At 58.6% G+C, this 16,294-nt stretch carries 15 protein-coding genes and 1 rRNA gene; 9 read left to right on the top strand and 7 right to left on the bottom strand.

All coding sequences use genetic code 11. From position 1 onward, the window contains the following. Positions 1-201: 201 nt before the first annotated feature. The 4 genes from rrf to AC1RJ3_RS13140 all read left to right on the top strand — a co-directional run bounded on the left by rrf (position 202) and on the right by AC1RJ3_RS13140 (position 4,030). Positions 202-317: ribosomal RNA gene (rrf, locus tag AC1RJ3_RS13155) — 5S ribosomal RNA — on the top strand. Positions 318-464: 147 nt separating this feature from the next. Further along, positions 465-1,124, top strand: coding sequence for a paraquat-inducible protein A (locus AC1RJ3_RS13150; protein ID WP_054595580.1), 660 nt, complete (start codon positions 465-467; stop codon positions 1,122-1,124). Beyond that, positions 1,111-1,734, top strand: coding sequence for a paraquat-inducible protein A (locus AC1RJ3_RS13145; RefSeq protein WP_019693707.1), 624 nt, complete (start codon positions 1,111-1,113; stop codon positions 1,732-1,734). The genes AC1RJ3_RS13150 and AC1RJ3_RS13145 overlap by 14 nt, the downstream gene beginning before the upstream one ends. Then, positions 1,727-4,030, top strand: a complete 2,304-nt coding sequence (locus AC1RJ3_RS13140) for a PqiB family protein (RefSeq protein WP_493079237.1) — start codon at positions 1,727-1,729, stop codon at positions 4,028-4,030. Before AC1RJ3_RS13145 ends, AC1RJ3_RS13140 begins: the two co-directional genes overlap by 8 nt. 75 nt (positions 4,031-4,105) lie before the next feature. Here the strand turns inward: AC1RJ3_RS13140 and mksF are convergent, their stop codons facing one another. The 3 genes from mksF to mksB are packed head-to-tail and all read right to left on the bottom strand — an operon-like array spanning position 4,106 to position 8,923. Beyond that, complete coding sequence (gene mksF, locus AC1RJ3_RS13135; protein WP_347928881.1) at positions 4,106-6,946, bottom strand: Mks condensin complex protein MksF; 2,841 nt, start codon at positions 6,944-6,946, stop codon at positions 4,106-4,108. Next, positions 6,943-7,656, bottom strand: a complete 714-nt coding sequence (mksE, locus tag AC1RJ3_RS13130; RefSeq protein WP_054595583.1) for an Mks condensin complex protein MksE — start codon at positions 7,654-7,656, stop codon at positions 6,943-6,945. The genes mksF and mksE overlap by 4 nt, the downstream gene beginning before the upstream one ends. Next, positions 7,646-8,923: an Mks condensin complex protein MksB gene (gene mksB, locus AC1RJ3_RS13125; protein ID WP_493079236.1), complete on the bottom strand. Its 1,278-nt coding sequence runs from the start codon at positions 8,921-8,923 to the stop codon at positions 7,646-7,648. Before mksB ends, mksE begins: the two co-directional genes overlap by 11 nt. Positions 8,924-9,141: 218 nt before the next feature. Here mksB and AC1RJ3_RS13120 point away from each other — a divergent pair, with 218 nt between their 5' ends. Together AC1RJ3_RS13120 and rimI are read left to right on the top strand one after the other, a co-directional pair. Beyond that, positions 9,142-9,888, top strand: coding sequence for a P-loop NTPase family protein (locus tag AC1RJ3_RS13120; RefSeq protein ID WP_489112170.1), 747 nt, complete (start codon positions 9,142-9,144; stop codon positions 9,886-9,888). Next, on the top strand, positions 9,881-10,333 hold the full coding sequence (rimI, locus tag AC1RJ3_RS13115; RefSeq protein WP_019693701.1) for a ribosomal protein S18-alanine N-acetyltransferase: 453 nt from the start codon (positions 9,881-9,883) through the stop codon (positions 10,331-10,333). The genes AC1RJ3_RS13120 and rimI overlap by 8 nt, the downstream gene beginning before the upstream one ends. Before the next feature lie 159 nt (positions 10,334-10,492). On the opposite strand, the gene AC1RJ3_RS13110 is transcribed toward rimI, so the two are convergent. Further along, positions 10,493-10,894 (bottom strand): serine kinase/phosphatase, encoded by a 402-nt coding sequence (locus tag AC1RJ3_RS13110; protein ID WP_103318387.1) that lies wholly within the window; start codon positions 10,892-10,894, stop codon positions 10,493-10,495. A gap of 150 nt (positions 10,895-11,044) precedes the next feature. On the opposite strand from AC1RJ3_RS13110, the gene can reads away from it, so the two are divergent. Beyond that, complete coding sequence (can, locus tag AC1RJ3_RS13105) at positions 11,045-11,689, top strand: carbonate dehydratase (protein ID WP_054595587.1); 645 nt, start codon at positions 11,045-11,047, stop codon at positions 11,687-11,689. 21 nt (positions 11,690-11,710) lie between these two features. On the opposite strand, the gene AC1RJ3_RS13100 is transcribed toward can, so the two are convergent. From AC1RJ3_RS13100 to AC1RJ3_RS13090, 3 genes are all read right to left on the bottom strand, one after another. Next, positions 11,711-12,232, bottom strand: coding sequence for an SET domain-containing protein (locus AC1RJ3_RS13100; protein WP_054595588.1), 522 nt, complete (start codon positions 12,230-12,232; stop codon positions 11,711-11,713). A gap of 182 nt (positions 12,233-12,414) precedes the next feature. Continuing rightward, on the bottom strand, positions 12,415-13,581 hold the full coding sequence (locus AC1RJ3_RS13095; protein WP_347928883.1) for a hypothetical protein: 1,167 nt from the start codon (positions 13,579-13,581) through the stop codon (positions 12,415-12,417). A gap of 112 nt (positions 13,582-13,693) precedes the next feature. Continuing rightward, entirely contained in the window at positions 13,694-15,391 is a 1,698-nt protein-coding gene (locus AC1RJ3_RS13090; protein ID WP_493079235.1) for an acid phosphatase, read from the bottom strand. 265 nt (positions 15,392-15,656) lie between these two features. Here AC1RJ3_RS13090 and AC1RJ3_RS13085 point away from each other — a divergent pair, with 265 nt between their 5' ends. Beyond that, the gene (locus AC1RJ3_RS13085; RefSeq protein WP_493079234.1) at positions 15,657-15,947 is read left to right on the top strand and encodes a nucleotidyltransferase family protein; all 291 of its coding nucleotides are present in this window, start codon (positions 15,657-15,659) and stop codon (positions 15,945-15,947) included. Between the two features lie 32 nt (positions 15,948-15,979). Next, entirely contained in the window at positions 15,980-16,288 is a 309-nt protein-coding gene (locus AC1RJ3_RS13080; protein ID WP_103318396.1) for a HepT-like ribonuclease domain-containing protein, read from the top strand. Positions 16,289-16,294 lie beyond the last annotated feature (6 nt).

Here is a 16,294-nt window from a genome sequence, read left to right as displayed (position 1 = left end):
GTTGAGCTAACCAATACTAATTGCCCGTGAGGCTTGACCATATAACACCCAAGCAATCTGCATACTTCGAGAGAAGAGCCAGATTGCGGTGTGTGAAGACGAAACGAACCGAAAGTTCGAGCTGCTCACAAACACCGAGATCTATCACATACCCAATTTGCTGAAGCGAGACCAACAGGTCACGACTCAGTACCCGAATTTCTTGACGACCATAGAGCATTGGAACCACCTGATCCCATCCCGAACTCAGCAGTGAAACGATGCATCGCCGATGGTAGTGTGGGGTTTCCCCATGTGAGAGTAGGTCATCGTCAAGATTAAATTCCGAAACCCCAATTGCGAAAGCAGTTGGGGTTTTGTTTTGCCTGCGAGAAAGTTGATTCCGGAATCCGGACAAATTTGCACAGTTATTTCTCGGCCAGAACACTAGAATAGGCCGGTCATTTTCAGAGCCCGAGCCCTTTATGCCAGATTCGGTTGACGCCCCAGGGCTGTCAGATTTACCGCTGGACGACTTGGTGGCGTGTCATGAGTGCGATTTGCTGATGCGCAAGCCGCAACTCGCTCATGGCGAGAAAGCCCTATGTCCACGCTGTGGTTATGAGCTCTATGCCCACCGGCACAATGTCGTGGAACGTAGCCTCGCCTTAGTGATCGCCGCGCTGCTGTTGTATGTTCCGGCGAATTTTTTACCCATCATGCAACTCCATCTACTCGGGCAGTCGTCGCACGACACTGTCTGGAGTGGCGTCGTTGGCCTATTCGATACCGGGATGCAAGGCGTAGCGGTAGTGGTGTTTCTGTGCAGCATGGGAATCCCGTTGCTCAAGTTGCTCTGTCAGTTGTTGGTACTGCTGAGCGTTCGTTTTGATATAGGGCGCAGCTACGGCTTGCTGCTCTATCGCATTTATCACCATCTACGCGACTGGGGAATGCTCGAGGTCTATTTGATGGGCGTGCTGGTGGCCATCGTCAAACTGGCAGACCTTGCGTCGATAACGGTTGGCGTGGGTCTGGCGTGCTTTATCAGTTTGCTATTGGTACAGGTATTACTTGAGGTAGTGATGTCGCCTCATCAGATCTGGCAAGCGCTGTCAGGAGAGGATGCTCATGCGGGCAATTGATGCAGGCATTCTGATTTGTATCGAATGCCATGAGCTTAACAAGCAGGAACCGGACACCGACGAGCAAACATGTACTCGCTGTGGAGCACTGGTCCATGCGCGTCGCCCCAATAGTTTGATGCGCACTTGGGCGTTGCTGATTACTGCGGCGATTCTCTATATACCCGCTAATGTGTTGCCGATCATGACCGTCAGTACATTAGGACAGGGTGAAGGCGATACCATCATGTCCGGCGTGATCACCCTGGTTCAGCACGGGATGTTTCCGATTGCTGCCGTGGTGTTTGTCGCCAGTATTCTGGTACCGACCTTCAAATTGGTGGGCATCGCATTGCTGTTGTTTTCGGTACAGCGGCGTCAGCCTTTATCCGCACGGCAACGCATCGTGATGTATCGGTTTATCGAGTTCATTGGTCGATGGTCAATGCTGGATATTTTCGTGATCGCCATTCTGGTGGCGGTGGTGAACTTTGGTCGACTTGCCAGTATCGAGGCGAATCTCGGTGCGGTGGCCTTCGCCAGTGTGGTGATTTTAACAATGCTTGCTGCAGTAACTTTCGATCCCCGACTGATTTGGGATAACACGGAGTCGGACGACGACCATGACTGATTTGCCTAAAGCTAAAACTCGACCGGCCTCGAACTGGTCGGCCATTTGGGTTCTGCCCCTGATCGCCTTGATGATTGGCGGATGGCTGGGCTGGCGTGCTTACAATGAGACCGGCATCGAGGTTCAGGTTCGCTTCGAAAGTGGCGAAGGCATTCAGGTCAACAAGACCGAAGTTGTCTACAAAGGCATGCCGGTCGGCAAGGTAAAAAGCCTGGCGCTGGATGACGAGGGAAAAACCCGCGGGGTTATCGCTACCATCGAAATGAACAAGGACGTCGAACAGTACCTGAAGACCAGCACGCGCTTCTGGCTGGTTAAGCCGAGCGTCACCCTGGCCGGGATTACTGGCCTGGAAACGTTGGTTTCAGGTAATTACGTGGCGATCAGCCCGGGTGAGGGTGAGCCAAGCCGCAAGTTCACCGCCTTGACCAAAGAGCCACCGCTGTCTGACTCCAAGCCAGGCTTGCACTTGACCATCAAGGCTGATCGTCTGGGTTCCCTGAACCGTGGCAGTCCGGTGTTCTATAAGCAGATCCAGGTTGGCCAGGTGAAAAGCTACCTGCTGTCCGAAGACCAGAGCACCGTCGAGATCAAAGTCTTTATCGAGCCTACCTACGCCAACCTGGTGCGCAAACATACGCGTTTCTGGAATGCCAGCGGGATCAGCATTGACGCCAACCTGTCAGGGGTGAAAGTGCGCAGCGAGTCGCTGGCCAGTATCGTTGCGGGCGGTATCGCCTTCGCCACGCCGGACAACCGCAAAGACAGCCCGCCCACCGATCCAAGCTTGCCGTTTCGTCTCTATGAAGACTTCGACGCCGCTCAGGCCGGTATTCGTGTCAAAGTGAAACTCAGCGACTTCGAAGGCCTGCAGGCCGGCCGCACACCCGTGATGTACAAAGGCATCCAGGTCGGTAACCTGAAAGCGCTCAAGATCGACCCGGACTTGTCCAGTGCCACGGCCGAGCTGACCCTTGATCCACTGGCCGAGGATTATCTGGTGACCGGGACCCAGTTCTGGGTGGTCAAACCTTCAATCTCGCTGGCCGGGATCACCGGGTTGGAGGCGTTGGTCAAAGGTAACTACATTGCCGTGCGCCCAGGCGACAAGGGCGGCGCGCCGCAACGTGAATTTGAAGCCCGGCCGAAGCCGCCGCCGCTGGATCTGCGGTCTCCAGGTCTGCACCTGGTGCTGTTCACCGAAAACCTCGGTTCGCTGGAAGTCGGCAGCCCGATTCTCTACAAGCAGGTCAAGGTCGGGTCGGTGCAGAGCTATCAGTTCTCTCGTACCCAAAAGCAGTTGGTCATTGGTGTACACATCGAGAAGGAGTACGAAGGACTGGTCAACGCCTCGACGCGATTCTGGAACGCCAGCGGAATTACCCTGACCGGTGGCCTCACCGGCGGGATTCAGGTCAAAAGTGAATCTCTGCAAAGCCTGATGGCCGGCGGTATTGCGTTCGAAACACCGAAAGCTACGGCGCCGTTGCAGAAGCGGATTCCGCGTTTCCGTTTGTTCGCCAACCGTGACGAGGCGAGCCAGAAAGGCGCTGTAGTCACGATCAAAGTCGATCGTGCCGACGGTTTGCGTACCGGCACGCCGATTCGCTTCAAAGGACTGGATGTCGGCAAGGTAGAAAACGTCGACCTCAGTGATGATCTGCAGTCGGTGCTGCTTACCGCACGCATCACCGAAGTGCCGGAGCGTATTGCTCGAGTCGGCAGCCAGTTCTGGGTGGTCAAGCCGGAGTTGGGCCTGATCAAAACGTCCAACCTGGAAACCCTGGTCTCCGGGCAATACATCGAGGTTCAGCCCGCCGCGAAAAACCTTGGTCCACAGAAAAATTTCGTGGCACTGGCCAATCCTCCAGAGTCTGTCAAGGAAGAGGCCGGTCTGAGTCTGGTGTTGAGCGCCGCTCGCCGTGGTTCACTGAAAACCGGCGTGCCGGTGACTTATCGTGAAATCACCGTCGGCAAAGTCACCGGCTATGAACTGGGTCAAACGGCGGATCGCGTGTTGGTCCACATCCTGATCGAGCCGAAGTACGCGCCGTTGGTACGCAGCGGCACACGTTTCTGGAACACCAGCGGCTTTGGCCTGGACTTCGGCCTGTTCAAAGGCGCAACGGTGCGGACCGAGTCGCTGGAGACGCTGATTCAGGGCGGCATTGCGTTCGCTACTCCGGAAGGAGATCGCATGGGCAGTCCGGCACGGCCCGAGCAGACCTTCCCGCTTTTCGACAAGTTCGAAGATGAATGGCTGACCTGGGCGCCGAAGATTTCCCTCGGTAAATAACTCGCAACGGCAACCATAAAAAAGGCCGCGATCCATTGGATCGCGGCCTTTTTCGTTACGACGCCGGTAAAAGGATCAGACCTCGTCCAGTTCCGGTTCAGTCGACTCAACGTTGACCGTCGCCTTCACCTCGTCATGCCGGCGAATGTACTTCCAGTCCGCCTCGTCGATGTAGATACCATGCGGCCCGCTGCCACCTTCCAGGTCGATGGCAACACTGGCGCAGACCTGCGGCTTCACACTGGCGAGGATCGGTACGAAGCCCAGCTGCAAGCTGGTTTCCAGCAAGGCGGCCTGGTTTTTCTCGTCGATGTCCGCGGCCTCGTCGAGGTAGTACGGCAAACGTACACGCCCGGCCTGGTCGCGATCCATCAAGTGCAGCAACAAGTACATGTTGGTCAGCGCCTTGATGGTCATGGTGGTGCCGTTGGACGCCGCGCCATCGATGTCGGTGTGAATCACCGGCTGGCCGTTGACCTTGGTGATTTCGAATGCCAGTTCGAACAGGTCCTTCAGGCCCAACTGGTTGTGGTTCGCAGCCACCAACCGCGCCAGGTATTCCTTGGCTTCTTCGTTCTTGTTGTCCTGATCGGCGCTTTGACTCAGGTCGAACACCGACAGGGTTTCGCCTTCCTCATACTGACCTGCGCTGTGGATGATCTGGTCGATGTGCTTGAGGGCTTCCTTGTTCGGCGCCAGCACGATGCGGAAGCTTTGCAGGTTGGAGACCTGACGTTTGTTGATCTCGCGGTTGAACAGCGCCAGTTGGTGTTCAAGGCTGTCGTAGTCGCTGCGAATGTTGCGCAGGGTCCGGGCGATGTCGGTGACCGCCGCACGGCGGGCCTTGCCGAGGGTCAGGGCTTCGTCGGTGCGGTGCGCGTAAGCGTTGATCAGCAATTGCAGGCGACGCTCGACATCGTCTTCGCTGTCGAACTTGGCCACGCCCTTGAGGCGAACCTGCGCATAAAGCGCTTCGATCTGCCCGTCGACACGCAGCAGGCCTTGCCAGCTGTCCTGATAGTCATTGAGCAGCGGCAGCAGGTTGTCCATGGAATCGTCGATCGGGTCCATGAACGGCGTACCGAACGGCAGGTCTGCCGGCAACAGCTGACGGCGGCGCAGGGCGTCGTCGAGAGTGCGTTGTTTGGCTTCCATGTCGCCGATCTGCCGGCCGACCAGTTGCAGCTTGGCCGACAGTTGCTGGACGCGTTCGGTGAAGGCATCGCTGGAACGCTTCAACTCGTCCTGCGCAGCTTCCATTTGAGCCAGTTGCTCCAGCTTGTCGCCTTCCTCGGCGCTCAGGGTTTGCGAGCGGCGGAAGTCTTCCAGGGCTTTTTGCGCATCCAGCACTTGCTGGTACAGCGCTTCGGTCTGGGTCTTGCTGGCCGCGCGGTCCGCCACGACGGCCGCTTGGGTTTTCAGTTGCTTGAGTTCTTTGTCCAGACGGTCTTTCTGGTCACGCAGCGCAGCGCGGTCGGCCAAGGCTTGCAGGGCCGGTGGTTCGATGTGCGACAGGTCGATGGACAGGCCCGGCACTTCGAAGCGCTCGCCCTTGAAGCCATCAAGGATCAGCTCCATGGATTTGACCCACTGACCGTCTTCGTCCAGGGCAATGCCATGTTCGCCCAAGGGCAAGCTGAACAGCGCACTGTTGAACAGACGCATCAGGCGTTCGACGTCCTGTTGCGAGAACTCTTCGCGCAAGCGGGCGTAGCTATTGTTGTCGGCGTGATCGAGTTGCTGCTTGACCGACTTCAGGCGTTTTTCCAGATCCCGCAGACGCTCTTCGAGGTCTTCGGCACTGAATTGGCGGGACTGCGCCAGCGCACCGGCCAGCTCATCGTGCGCGTCCTTGGCGGCGAGCAGTTGTTGCTCAAGCACCTTGACGTCGTCGACCAGGGCGAAGCGGTGCTTGAGCACCGACAACTCGCCCAACCAGCGCTGGATGCCGGTGATTTCGCGCTCCAGGCGCATCAGTTCCTGAGTACCGCCGCGCTGATCGTTTTGCAGTGCGTCCTGTTCGTTGCGGTAGTGTTCGGCCTGAATCGTCAGCTCTTCCTTGCGCGCGCTGGCGTAGTCCGACCAAGTGCCGAGCAACGAGTCGAGCAACGGCGAAATGCGGTGCAACTTGCCGCGCAGGATGTTGCGCTGGGTCACGCCGGCAGCAAGCGCTTCGACCAACGGACCGGCGGTGACCAGCGAGTTGTAATCCTGCTCCATGCGGCGCACGTCGCGGAAGGCTTCTTCGCAGGCGGCAATGTAATCGACACTGCCGGAACGCAGGCTGTGTTCAAAGGCATCGAGGAACAGTTGCTTGAGCTTGGCCGCAGTGATTTCGCGCATGTGCAGCAGGTTGATGAACAGTGCGCGGAAGGTTTTCAGGCTCTGCTCGCTGGTGGAGCGCAGTGGAATCAGCGTCAGGTCCAACGGGACCGACGTGTGGCCACCGACCAGCAAGCGGCGCAGTTCATCCGGTTTGAGTTCGTAGGCTTTCAGGCCTTCGCGCTCAAGGTTGGTGAACAGCTCTTTCTGGCGCAGGCAGGTATCGTTTTTCTGGTAATGGGCCAGGTCCAGTTTGCCGGCGTAGGCGAAAAACTGGTGACCGAAACCACCGCCCGGGCCACGTCCGACCACACCAATCACGTGGGGGCCGTGGGGCAGGGCGACTTCGACCAGGATGTAACTGGTGTCGGTGGCGAAATAGAAACGCCGCGATTGTTCCAGGCTGTACTTGCCGAAGCTCATGTCCGACATGCGCGCCAGGATCGGGAACTGCAAGGCGTTGATCGAGGCGGATTTACCGAGGTTGTTCGCGCCGTAGACCGACAGCGGCTCTTCCAGCGGGAACAGACCGAGGCTGTAGCCGGCGGTGTTCAAAAGGGCAAAGCGGCGGATGCCGTAGCGTTCCTTGCTCATGCGTCGAGCTCCTGTTCTTCGGCAATGGCACGGGCCAGCGCATCTTCTTCGCTGTCTTCGGCGCTCTCTACCTCAAATTCTCTGAGATCCAGCGGATCATCGGTTTTCAGCAGTTTTTCGTCGCTGTCGTCATCGATCAGCACTGGCACCGGCAATGGCAGCACGCTGTGCAAGCTGGCGGCCAGGTCGCGGTCTTGCTGGACCGACAGGCAAACGTCGAGGAAACGGTGCATCGGCGGCAGGAAACGGTAGATGCCGTTCTCTTCGCTGGCGAACCCGAGCTGGGTCATGCGGCGCATGATCTTTTCTTCGAGTTCTTCGACGGTCTGCACTTCGGCCTGAATGAACAGGTCGCGGTATTTTTCCAGCAACGACGGCAGTTCATCGCGACCGAGGCTGCCGCCATCCAGCACGGCAATCGGATCGCGGCCCTGGTCAGCCAGATGCTCGACGAGGATGAAGGTGAACAGTGCCAGGCGCTGGGCGGTCTTGTTCACCGCTGCAGCGGCGAGGTCCGGCACAAAGTAGTAGAAACCACGGGTGTCGCAGACCAGTTCAAACCCCAGGGCCTTGAACAGCGTGCGGTACTGGTCCTGAAAGTTCGACAGCTGCGCGTAGAGTTCAGGATCGCGACGGCTGACGTGGTAGCCCTTGAACAGCTCGCGAAAGATCGGCGCCAGCTGAGACAGTTCGGATAGATCAAGATGCATTAGATGTGCTCGCAGAATTCTCGGGCGCGTCATCGCGGGCCGAGAGCAGGGCGAAGGAGCGCAGGCTGACCTGGTGCTCGTGAGTGTGGTAATCGCGGCGTTCCAGGCGCTCGCGCTTGAAGCGTTTTTCCCGCGACAGACGGGAGAACCAGTACAGCAACTCGTCGGTCGCGCCGTCCGGTTCCTGTTCCAGCAGCCAGGTCATCAAATCCGGCATCGGCAGCGCGTCTTCGCAGCGTTCGAGCATTTCCCGAACGGTGCGCGGTGACCGCGGGGCTTCGCCTTTTTGGGTTTTGTGGGCCTTGGGGAAACGTGCCGGTTTTGGCTCGAAACGCGCCAGTGCATAAACGTAGGCTTCGACCTGACTGGCGCTGCCGAGGAAGGTACTTTGCGGGCGGGTGAACATCGGCATCGCCGCTTGTGGCACTGCGTCGATGCCCTTGCGGCGGATCATCGACAGCGCCAGCGCCGCGCCACGGGTTACGGCGTTGTGCCGACGGGCCTCTTCACGCAGCGGCAGCAACAGCTCGCGAGCATGACGCAAGGTCAGTTGGGCGCTGGTCTGCATTTCGAGGATGCGCGCGTGGGTGCGCAGCAGCATGTCGTCGTCGACCAGGTGGCCGAGGCGCTGTTGTTCGCTGAGCATGCGCAGCAGCACGTTTTCAACCTTGCGCACGCCTTGCTCGAAGGCGCCGTCGGCGTTGACCAACTGAATCATCGGCTCGACGTATTCGTCCCATGTCGCCAGCACTTCGGCATAACGCTGACGCAGCGGAATCTGCCGGTCGCTGGTCTTGGCCCGCTCGGCAACGGCCACCAGGGCTTGTTCGTCGTTGGCGAGTTTTTTCAGGACATCGCGCACGCGCATGTCGAGCAAACGCAGCTGGCGTGCCAGATCATTGCCGTCGCGGATGTCGAAAGCGTCCTGAATGTAACCGGCCAGCCGCTCCAGATGGCGCAGGTAGGCTTCGATTTCCAGGCACAGGCCCAGACGGTGCTCACGGCGCAGGTAGGCGAGGAAGTCGTGAATCTGCGCGTTGAGCTCAAAACGGTTCGGGCTTTTGGCCACCGGAACCAGAATGTCGAGGCGGATCCACACGTCCAGCAGGCTGGTGATGTCCTGTGGCGTGCTGTCCAGTTGCTGGGCGGCCAGCTGTGAGCGCAGTTCGTTGAGGCTCAGGGTGCCTTGGTCGAAGTGCTCGCACAAAGGCTCCAGAAGTGCCCAGTGTTCGGCGAGGGCGCGCAAGACGCGCTTGGGTTCGATCATTGGAATGGCCGGCTGGTTGGCGATTAAAAGCAGCGATTGTACTGCATCACGTGCGATGGGAATCACTCTCGAGGCATCGACGGGACGGACAGTCGCTTTTCTATCGATCAACTGCGGGCGATCTTGAGCGAAGGGCGGTAGAATCCCTGCACTATCCGTTATCCACAAGTGGCCGACCTTTGCTTATCGAGTCCCGTCGCCGCGCCTATTTGACCGCCATGCAGGTGGTCAACTGGCTGCCGCGCACCGAATTGCCCTTTGCCGCACCGTCGCGGCCCGAGCTGCTGGAAGCGCCGGAGCCGTTGGTCGAGACGCCGATTGCGCCGACGCAGGTCGCGAAAGCGGCCGTAGAGCCTGTGGCCAAGCCGGCCGAACGGGTCAAGGTCGAAGTGCCGCGCCCGACGCCTTCTGTTGCGCGCCCAGCGAGCAAGCCGGTCGAGGACGCCGAAGACGCACCGGTCGTGGCCAAGGCGCCGCAGGTGCCGCCGCCGCGTTTTGCCCTGCAATTGCTGCGGGCCGGCCGTTGCCTGCTGCTGGTGGAGTTACCCACAGGCGGTGCGTTCCAGACTCGCGATCCGGCCTACTTGTTGCTCAAGGACATGCTGCGCGCCGCCGGTCTGCCGGACAGCCCGCAAATTGTCGGCGAACCGGTCCGCTGGCCGCTGCTGGTACGCGGAACGATGGATCAGGGCCCGGAAGCTGCCCGCGATTTCGTTCAAGGGTTCCTTTCGGCTCGTCTGGAAGACGCGCCTTGTGTGTGCCTGTGGTTGATCGGCCTGCCGGCGGTGCGTTTTGCCGGTGAGGCAAATGCTGAAGCCTACAACCGCGAACTTCAGGTTGAAGGCCTGGGGTCGGTCTGGGCGCTGCCCGGCCTGGAATTATTAATGGAAGAGCCACAGCGTAAGGCTGATGTCTGGCAAGCCATGCGTCGGCTGATGGCGCGTTGGAAAGAATCGAATGAGTGACGCTGTATCGTTCCGCCCGATGACCGAAGCGGATCTGGACGCTGTACTGAGAATCGAATACGCGGCGTTCAGCCATCCCTGGACCCGTGGGATTTTTCTTGATGGTCTGGGCAAATACCAGATCTGGCTGATGTTCGAAGGTCAGCAACAGGTTGGCCACGGTGTGGTGCAGATCATCCTCGATGAGGCGCATCTGCTGAACATCACGGTCAAACCGGAAAATCAGGGACGCGGGCTGGGTTTGAGGCTGCTTGAGCACTTGATGTCCCGTGCGTATGAAGCCAAAGCCCGGGAATGTTTCCTGGAAGTGCGCGACAGCAATCAGGCGGCATTCCGTCTGTATGAGCGTTATGGTTTCAATGAAGTCGGTCGCCGTCGTGATTACTACCCGGCGGTCGGTGGGCGTGAAGATGCGGTGGTGATGGCCTGCACGTTGGTCGACTGACGCACATCCAATGTGGCGAGGGAGCTTGCTCCCGCCGGCCGGTCCGCACTCGGGCTAAGCAGTCGTAAAATCGGCTAACGCGCTCTTTCTGATAAATCGCGGTTGCTGATTTCAGGGCCGATTCTCGACCCAACGGGAGCAAGCTCCCTCGCCACAGGATTACCGATTGCCATCAACCGGATCGCGCTCTGCCAGTTCCGCCTCATCCAGCCCGTTGCCGCCGCCGATTTCGTCCTCATCGACAATGCTCAAGTCCCAATCGGCGCTGAAGTCTTCTCCGGCTTCATGAGCGTCACGGGCGCCATCTTCGCGAATCAGGTTTTCCGGGCTCATGTCGTCGTCAATGGGGTCGTCGTCAGCCGCGGTCCCGCCCGTGCCTTTTTCACGTACGCGTTCGCTGGGCATTTGTTGCTCACGCTCGTGCTCGCGGGTCAGGCCACCGATAGTCTCGCCGGGTTCTTCTTCATCGAAATCCAGCTCGCGCATCGAACCCATGCGGTCTTCGTTGTCGTCGATAGGCTCGGGTTGGACCGCGCCGTAAGGACGTCGTGAATCAGTCATGGAAATTCCTCATAATGTGGGGCCTTATAGGGTGGACAGGCGTTACCCTTAAAGATTCCAAGGCATTTCTGTTCGGCTACTGCAACATCCGCGTGACCCCGACGGGCGGTTGTCTGTCAAAGCAGTGCATCATTCTTGAGGCTTCAGAGCATGAACGAATTACAAGATCTGATTGATAACAACGCGCGTTGGGCCGATGCGATCAAGCAGGAAGATCCTGACTTCTTCGCCAAGCTGGCCCGCCAACAGACGCCGGAATACCTGTGGATCGGTTGCTCCGACGCGCGCGTACCGGCCAACGAAATCGTCGGCATGTTGCCTGGTGACTTGTTCGTACACCGTAACGTTGCCAACGTGGTGCTGCACACCGACCTTAACTGCCTGTCAGTGATTCAGTACGCGGTGGATGTGCTGAAGGTCAAACACATCCTGGTCACCGGCCATTACGGTTGCGGCGGCGTGCGCGCCTCGATGCAGGACCGCCAGTTGGGCCTGATCGACGGCTGGCTGCGCTCGATTCGCGATCTTTATTACGAACACCGCGAAGAGCTTGGCCAATTGCCGACTGAAGAAGAGCGGGTCGACCGTCTCTGCGAACTCAACGTGATCCAGCAAGTGGCCAATGTCGGTCATACCAGTATTGTGCAAAATGCCTGGCACCGTGGGCAGAGCCTGTCGGTCCATGGTTGCATCTACGGGATCAAGGACGGTCGCTGGAAGAGCCTGAACGCGACCATCAGCGGTTTCGAGCAACTGCCGCCGCAATACCGTTTGCGTCCGGTCGGTGCCTTGTAAACGGCGCTGAGCCTCCGTTTATCAGGGGCTATGTCGATGCCAGTGTTGCAAGAACTTCTGGCCTTCGGCGTTTGGCGGATCATCGTAGCCGGTGATCCAGCCACGGCAATCGGGCGAGCCGCACTGACAGGCAAACTGACGTGTCAGCTTCTCTTCAGTGCTGGCGTAGTCCATGCACAGCACTGTGCCAGGTGCGATGTCCTTCAGAGCCCATAAACACAGTTCGCTCATGTCGAGAAAGACGTTAGGGTCGCAGGAGTGCAGCAGTAGTCCGGAAAAAAACGGGTCGTAGACGTGGATACCCGGCGCCAGTTGCAGGGTATGCAAACGGCGGATATGCATCAGCAGTCCCGATACCCGACAGATACGACTGATGCGCAGGTAATCGCGCTGTGCCGTGATTGCCGCGCCGCGCCCATCGTCAGTCTGGATAACTGTGAAGTGAGCTCTGGAGGGGTAGCCCTGGCGGGCACTGAGTTCTTTGTTCGGGTAGATGCAACTGCTTGACAGCGTAGCTGCCTTATCCCTGGCCTGAGGCTTCATAACGATCCTTGTTCATTGGGCGCTGCGACCACAGGAAGCTGGCGATCCTGCCAGCCCTGCAGCACATGGGTACGCCTAAAGAGTCTCGCAAATGAAACAGAGGGTCTACTGTCAGATCTGACAGGCGATAGAGGCTGCCTGCTGCGTCAGCGAATACTTACGCAGCAAGCGTGTCCGCAGGATTACAGGTGTGATGCAGCCAGTGCGGGTGCAGGCACCTTCAACTGGTCCAGTTGGGGTTTGATGTCCGGGGCCGAACACTTGGTTGCGGCTTGCTCGGGCGTCAGATTGCGGATCGAGGTGTAGAACAGCTCGCAGGTTTTCTCTTTCTGGGCCACTTGCCAGGTTTGCGTGCAGGTGTTGAGTTGTGCACTCGGGTCACTGCCGGGTTTGCTGCCCATACCCGCTTGCCAGCAAGCCGCACTCAAGTCTTGCCCCATCACCTTCAAACCCACGGCATCGGCCTTGGCCTGATCGTCGTCATAATTCGCCGGGTCGGCCGCATACCAAATGTAACTTGGGTGGTTAGAACCCAGCACCGGCACCTTCACGCCCGGGGTCGGGATGATTTGTGCCAGACCCAACACGGCCACGGTCTGTCCATACTGCTCCTTGACCCAGTTACGCACCGGTGCACCGAACGCCACCATAGGTAAGGTCACGCCGTTGGCGGTCTGGCTGAATTGCTTGACCAGGGTGGTCTGGTAGTCCTTGAAATAGCCGTAGACGCCCATAAGGTCATTGCCGGCGGTGGCGGGAGCGGCAATCGGCGCGATATCGATAATGGTCTGGTAGGCCGGTGTTTGTTCGGCAGCGATACCGTTGGCGGTCAGCAGCGTCGCCCAGCGGTCGGTGGTCTTCGATTCCAGGTAATCCTGGGCCTGGGTCAGCGAATAGTCCGGTGGAAAGTGCAGCAGCTCGACGCTTTTGCGGTTTTCCAGCGCCATGCCCAAGGGCAGGAACAGGTACCAGTTGTATGCCCACTTGCCGTCGGCGTTCAGTTTGTTGGCGCCGGCGTGGGCCAGATCCCCGGCATCGAGCAATGCAGTCAACGGTTTTGCGTAGTCCTTTGGCACGCCGCTGATGTTTGCATAGAGTTGATTGTTATCGGTTTTCACCTGGACTTTTGCCGTGGTGTAGCCGTCCCGCTGAACGCTTTGGGTCAGGTAGTGTTCGACCGTTTGCTCCAGCGTCCAGTCGCGATAGCAAATCACGTTGCAGTTGTTGGGGTAGGCGAACAGCTGCGTTACCCGTTCGGTACTGCCCAGTTTCAGGTCGGTATCGGCGTGGGCGGTAGCGCCCAAGGTAAGGGCGGCGAGGGTGAGGCTCAATCCTGCGAGTTTGAACATGCTCAGATCCTTTTCAGCGTGGGTCCCCGGAAGCGAGGGCGGTTACATACTGAAACCACTTGCGTTGATAGGTCTAGTACCCACGCGAAAAGATCGCAAGACTGAAAATCAATCAGCCGGGAAAATGCAACGCATTGCTCAAATCGCCCATCGGCTTCTGGCCTCGGGCAATCATTGCGGTATCGCGCTGCTTGATCCCGTCGAGCGTCTCAAGCTGGAACACCCGGGTGATCAGCCGCAGGATCGACGCGGTGTCGTACACCGTGTGATCCACCGTACCTTTACGGGCGAATGGCGACACCACCAACGCTGGCACTCGTGTGCCCGGACCCCAGCGATCACCTTGCGGTGGCGCGACGTGGTCCCACCAGCCGCCGTTTTCGTCGACCGTGACTACGACCACCATGTTTTTCCACTGCGGGCTTTCGCGCAGCACCTTCAGGGCACGGACGATATGCCGGTCGCCGGACGCCACGTCTGCATAACCGGCGTGCATGTTCAGGTTGCCCTGGGGTTTGTAGAAACTCACCGCCGGCAACTTCCCGGCTTCGGCATCGGCAAAAAAAAGGTTGGTGCTCGACTCGTCACCCAGACCGCCATCGCGCAGGTGTTTACTGCGTTCTGCCGGGTTCTCCGGACCCAACTGCTTGAAGTAGTTGAACGGCTGATGGTGATACTGGAAGTTGGGGATCTTCGGAATGCCCCCCGAGTCCTTGAACTGGTCCAGCGTCGCCTGCCAGGCGCCGGCGTACCAGGCCCAGTCGATGTTCTTCTTCGACAGCTTGTCGCCGATGTGTTCGTGGGTTTGCGGCACCAGCACACTGGGTAGATCGGCTTTGGCGTATTCCGGGCGTTCCGGATCGCGGATCCAGGTCGGCCAATAAGGCGGGGCCATGGTGTTGACCGCATAACCATCCGGGGTCAGGGCGCTGGGGCCGAACTGCGGTGGACCGCTCATGGCGCTGGCCGGGGATTTCTCCAGTGGCTTGAGGCGCGTGTCGAGCGGGTCATCGCTTTGCAGTGAAGCGATTTGCGCCTTGGCCACCGAGTTGACGGCATCCGGGTAAAACGGCACGGCGGCACTGATCAGGTACTGATGGTTGAGAAACGAGCCACCGAAAGCACCCTGGAAGAAGTTGTCGCACAGCACAAACTCCCGAGCCACATCCCATAGACGCAGGGAATAACGGCTTTGGGCGTAATGTCCCATGGTCAAGCCGCCCGAGTCGGCCCAGGCGACAAAACGGTCGTTCTTGCCGCCGTTGATCTGCATCTGGTTCTGATAGAACACATGCCACAGATCCCGCGTCACCAGGCCAAACGGCAAGTCTTCGCCATTCGGGCCCTTGAGGGCGTAGGGGGCATTGGGCAAGTGTTCCTGGAATTGGGTTTCGTTCGAATACGTCACGCCATCAAGGGTTTGCGGGCCGATCTGCAACACGCCACCCCAGGCCGGCGGCAAGGTTTCCAGCAGACTGCCATCCCGGTCGCGTTGTTGATAGTCCTCAGGCTTGAGTGCTGACAACGGTTTTTCAAGGCCAGGGAAGTCACTGAACAGGTTATTGAAACTGCGGTTCTCGGCGAAGATCACCACCACGTTTTTCACCTGATCGCGCAACGCCTTGTCCAGCTCGGCAGGCGACAGCGGCCGCTCTTCCGGCTTGCCCGGCGTGTCGCCAGTGTTGCCGCACGCACTCAGCGTTGCGCCGACGCCGAGGACTGCAACGCCCCCCAGAAAGCGCCGACGGCTGGTGTCGGTGGGGCTATCGGTGGAAGGTGGTGGGCCGTTTCCTTCTTTGTCGTCGTTCATCCTGATTCCTGGATCTTTAAGGCATTAATTGGTTACAAGTTATTTCGTGCGGACGGTAGCAACCGAATATGACGAAAATGCTACCGGGTGGTTTACTCGTAGATTGGGGCAAAAGTATTTGGAGGGGAGCTCCGCAACTGCTTGAGTGCTTCAGGCGTTCGCGGCCGCATGTCAGCGAATATTTCGCGACCAGTAATGTTAGCGTTAAGTCTTTGCCAGCGCTGCTAGACTGGCGCCATATTGCTGTGAATCGAGAGGGTACTGCATGAAACCGTCAGCCGCTCTGGACCTCAAACGTGCCGCCGTGCGTGAAGTAGTTGGGCGCTTTCATACCACCAACCCACGTGTTTTCGGCTCGGTGCTACGTGGCACTGACGAGGACGGCAGTGATCTGGATTTATTGGTGGATGCGCTACCGGGGGCAACGCTGTTTGATCTTGGTGGCTTGCAGGTCGAACTGGAGAATTTACTCGGAGTTTCCGTTGATCTGCTGACGCCTGGAGATCTACCGGCAAAGTTTCGTGAGCAGGTGTTGGCTCAGGCGCTCCCCGTATGAACGAGAATCGCCTCGATGACTAACTCGACCATATGCGTCAGGCCGCTGGCGATGCACTGATCTTTGTCGAGGGCCTGATTAAAGAGGAGTTCTTCGACGACAAACGCACTCAGCAAGCCGTCATCATGAGCCTCATTATTATTGGTGAGGCCGCCACCAAAATCATGGATGGTTACCCCGAATTCACCGCAACACACCCCCAAGTGCCATGGCGCAGCATGCGAGGCATGCGCAACCGAATCGCCCACGGCTACTTTGATATCAACCTTGAGGTTGTGTGGGACACGGTTCAGGCAGCGTTACCGGAGCTGTTGAAGTGTTTGCCTGATGGATCTGCGTGACAACCG

This window comes from Pseudomonas sp. GW822-FHT04C11 (assembly GCF_058800905.1).
Note: the sequence above shows the minus strand (reverse complement) of the source record. Positions and strands in the feature narration are given on the sequence as shown.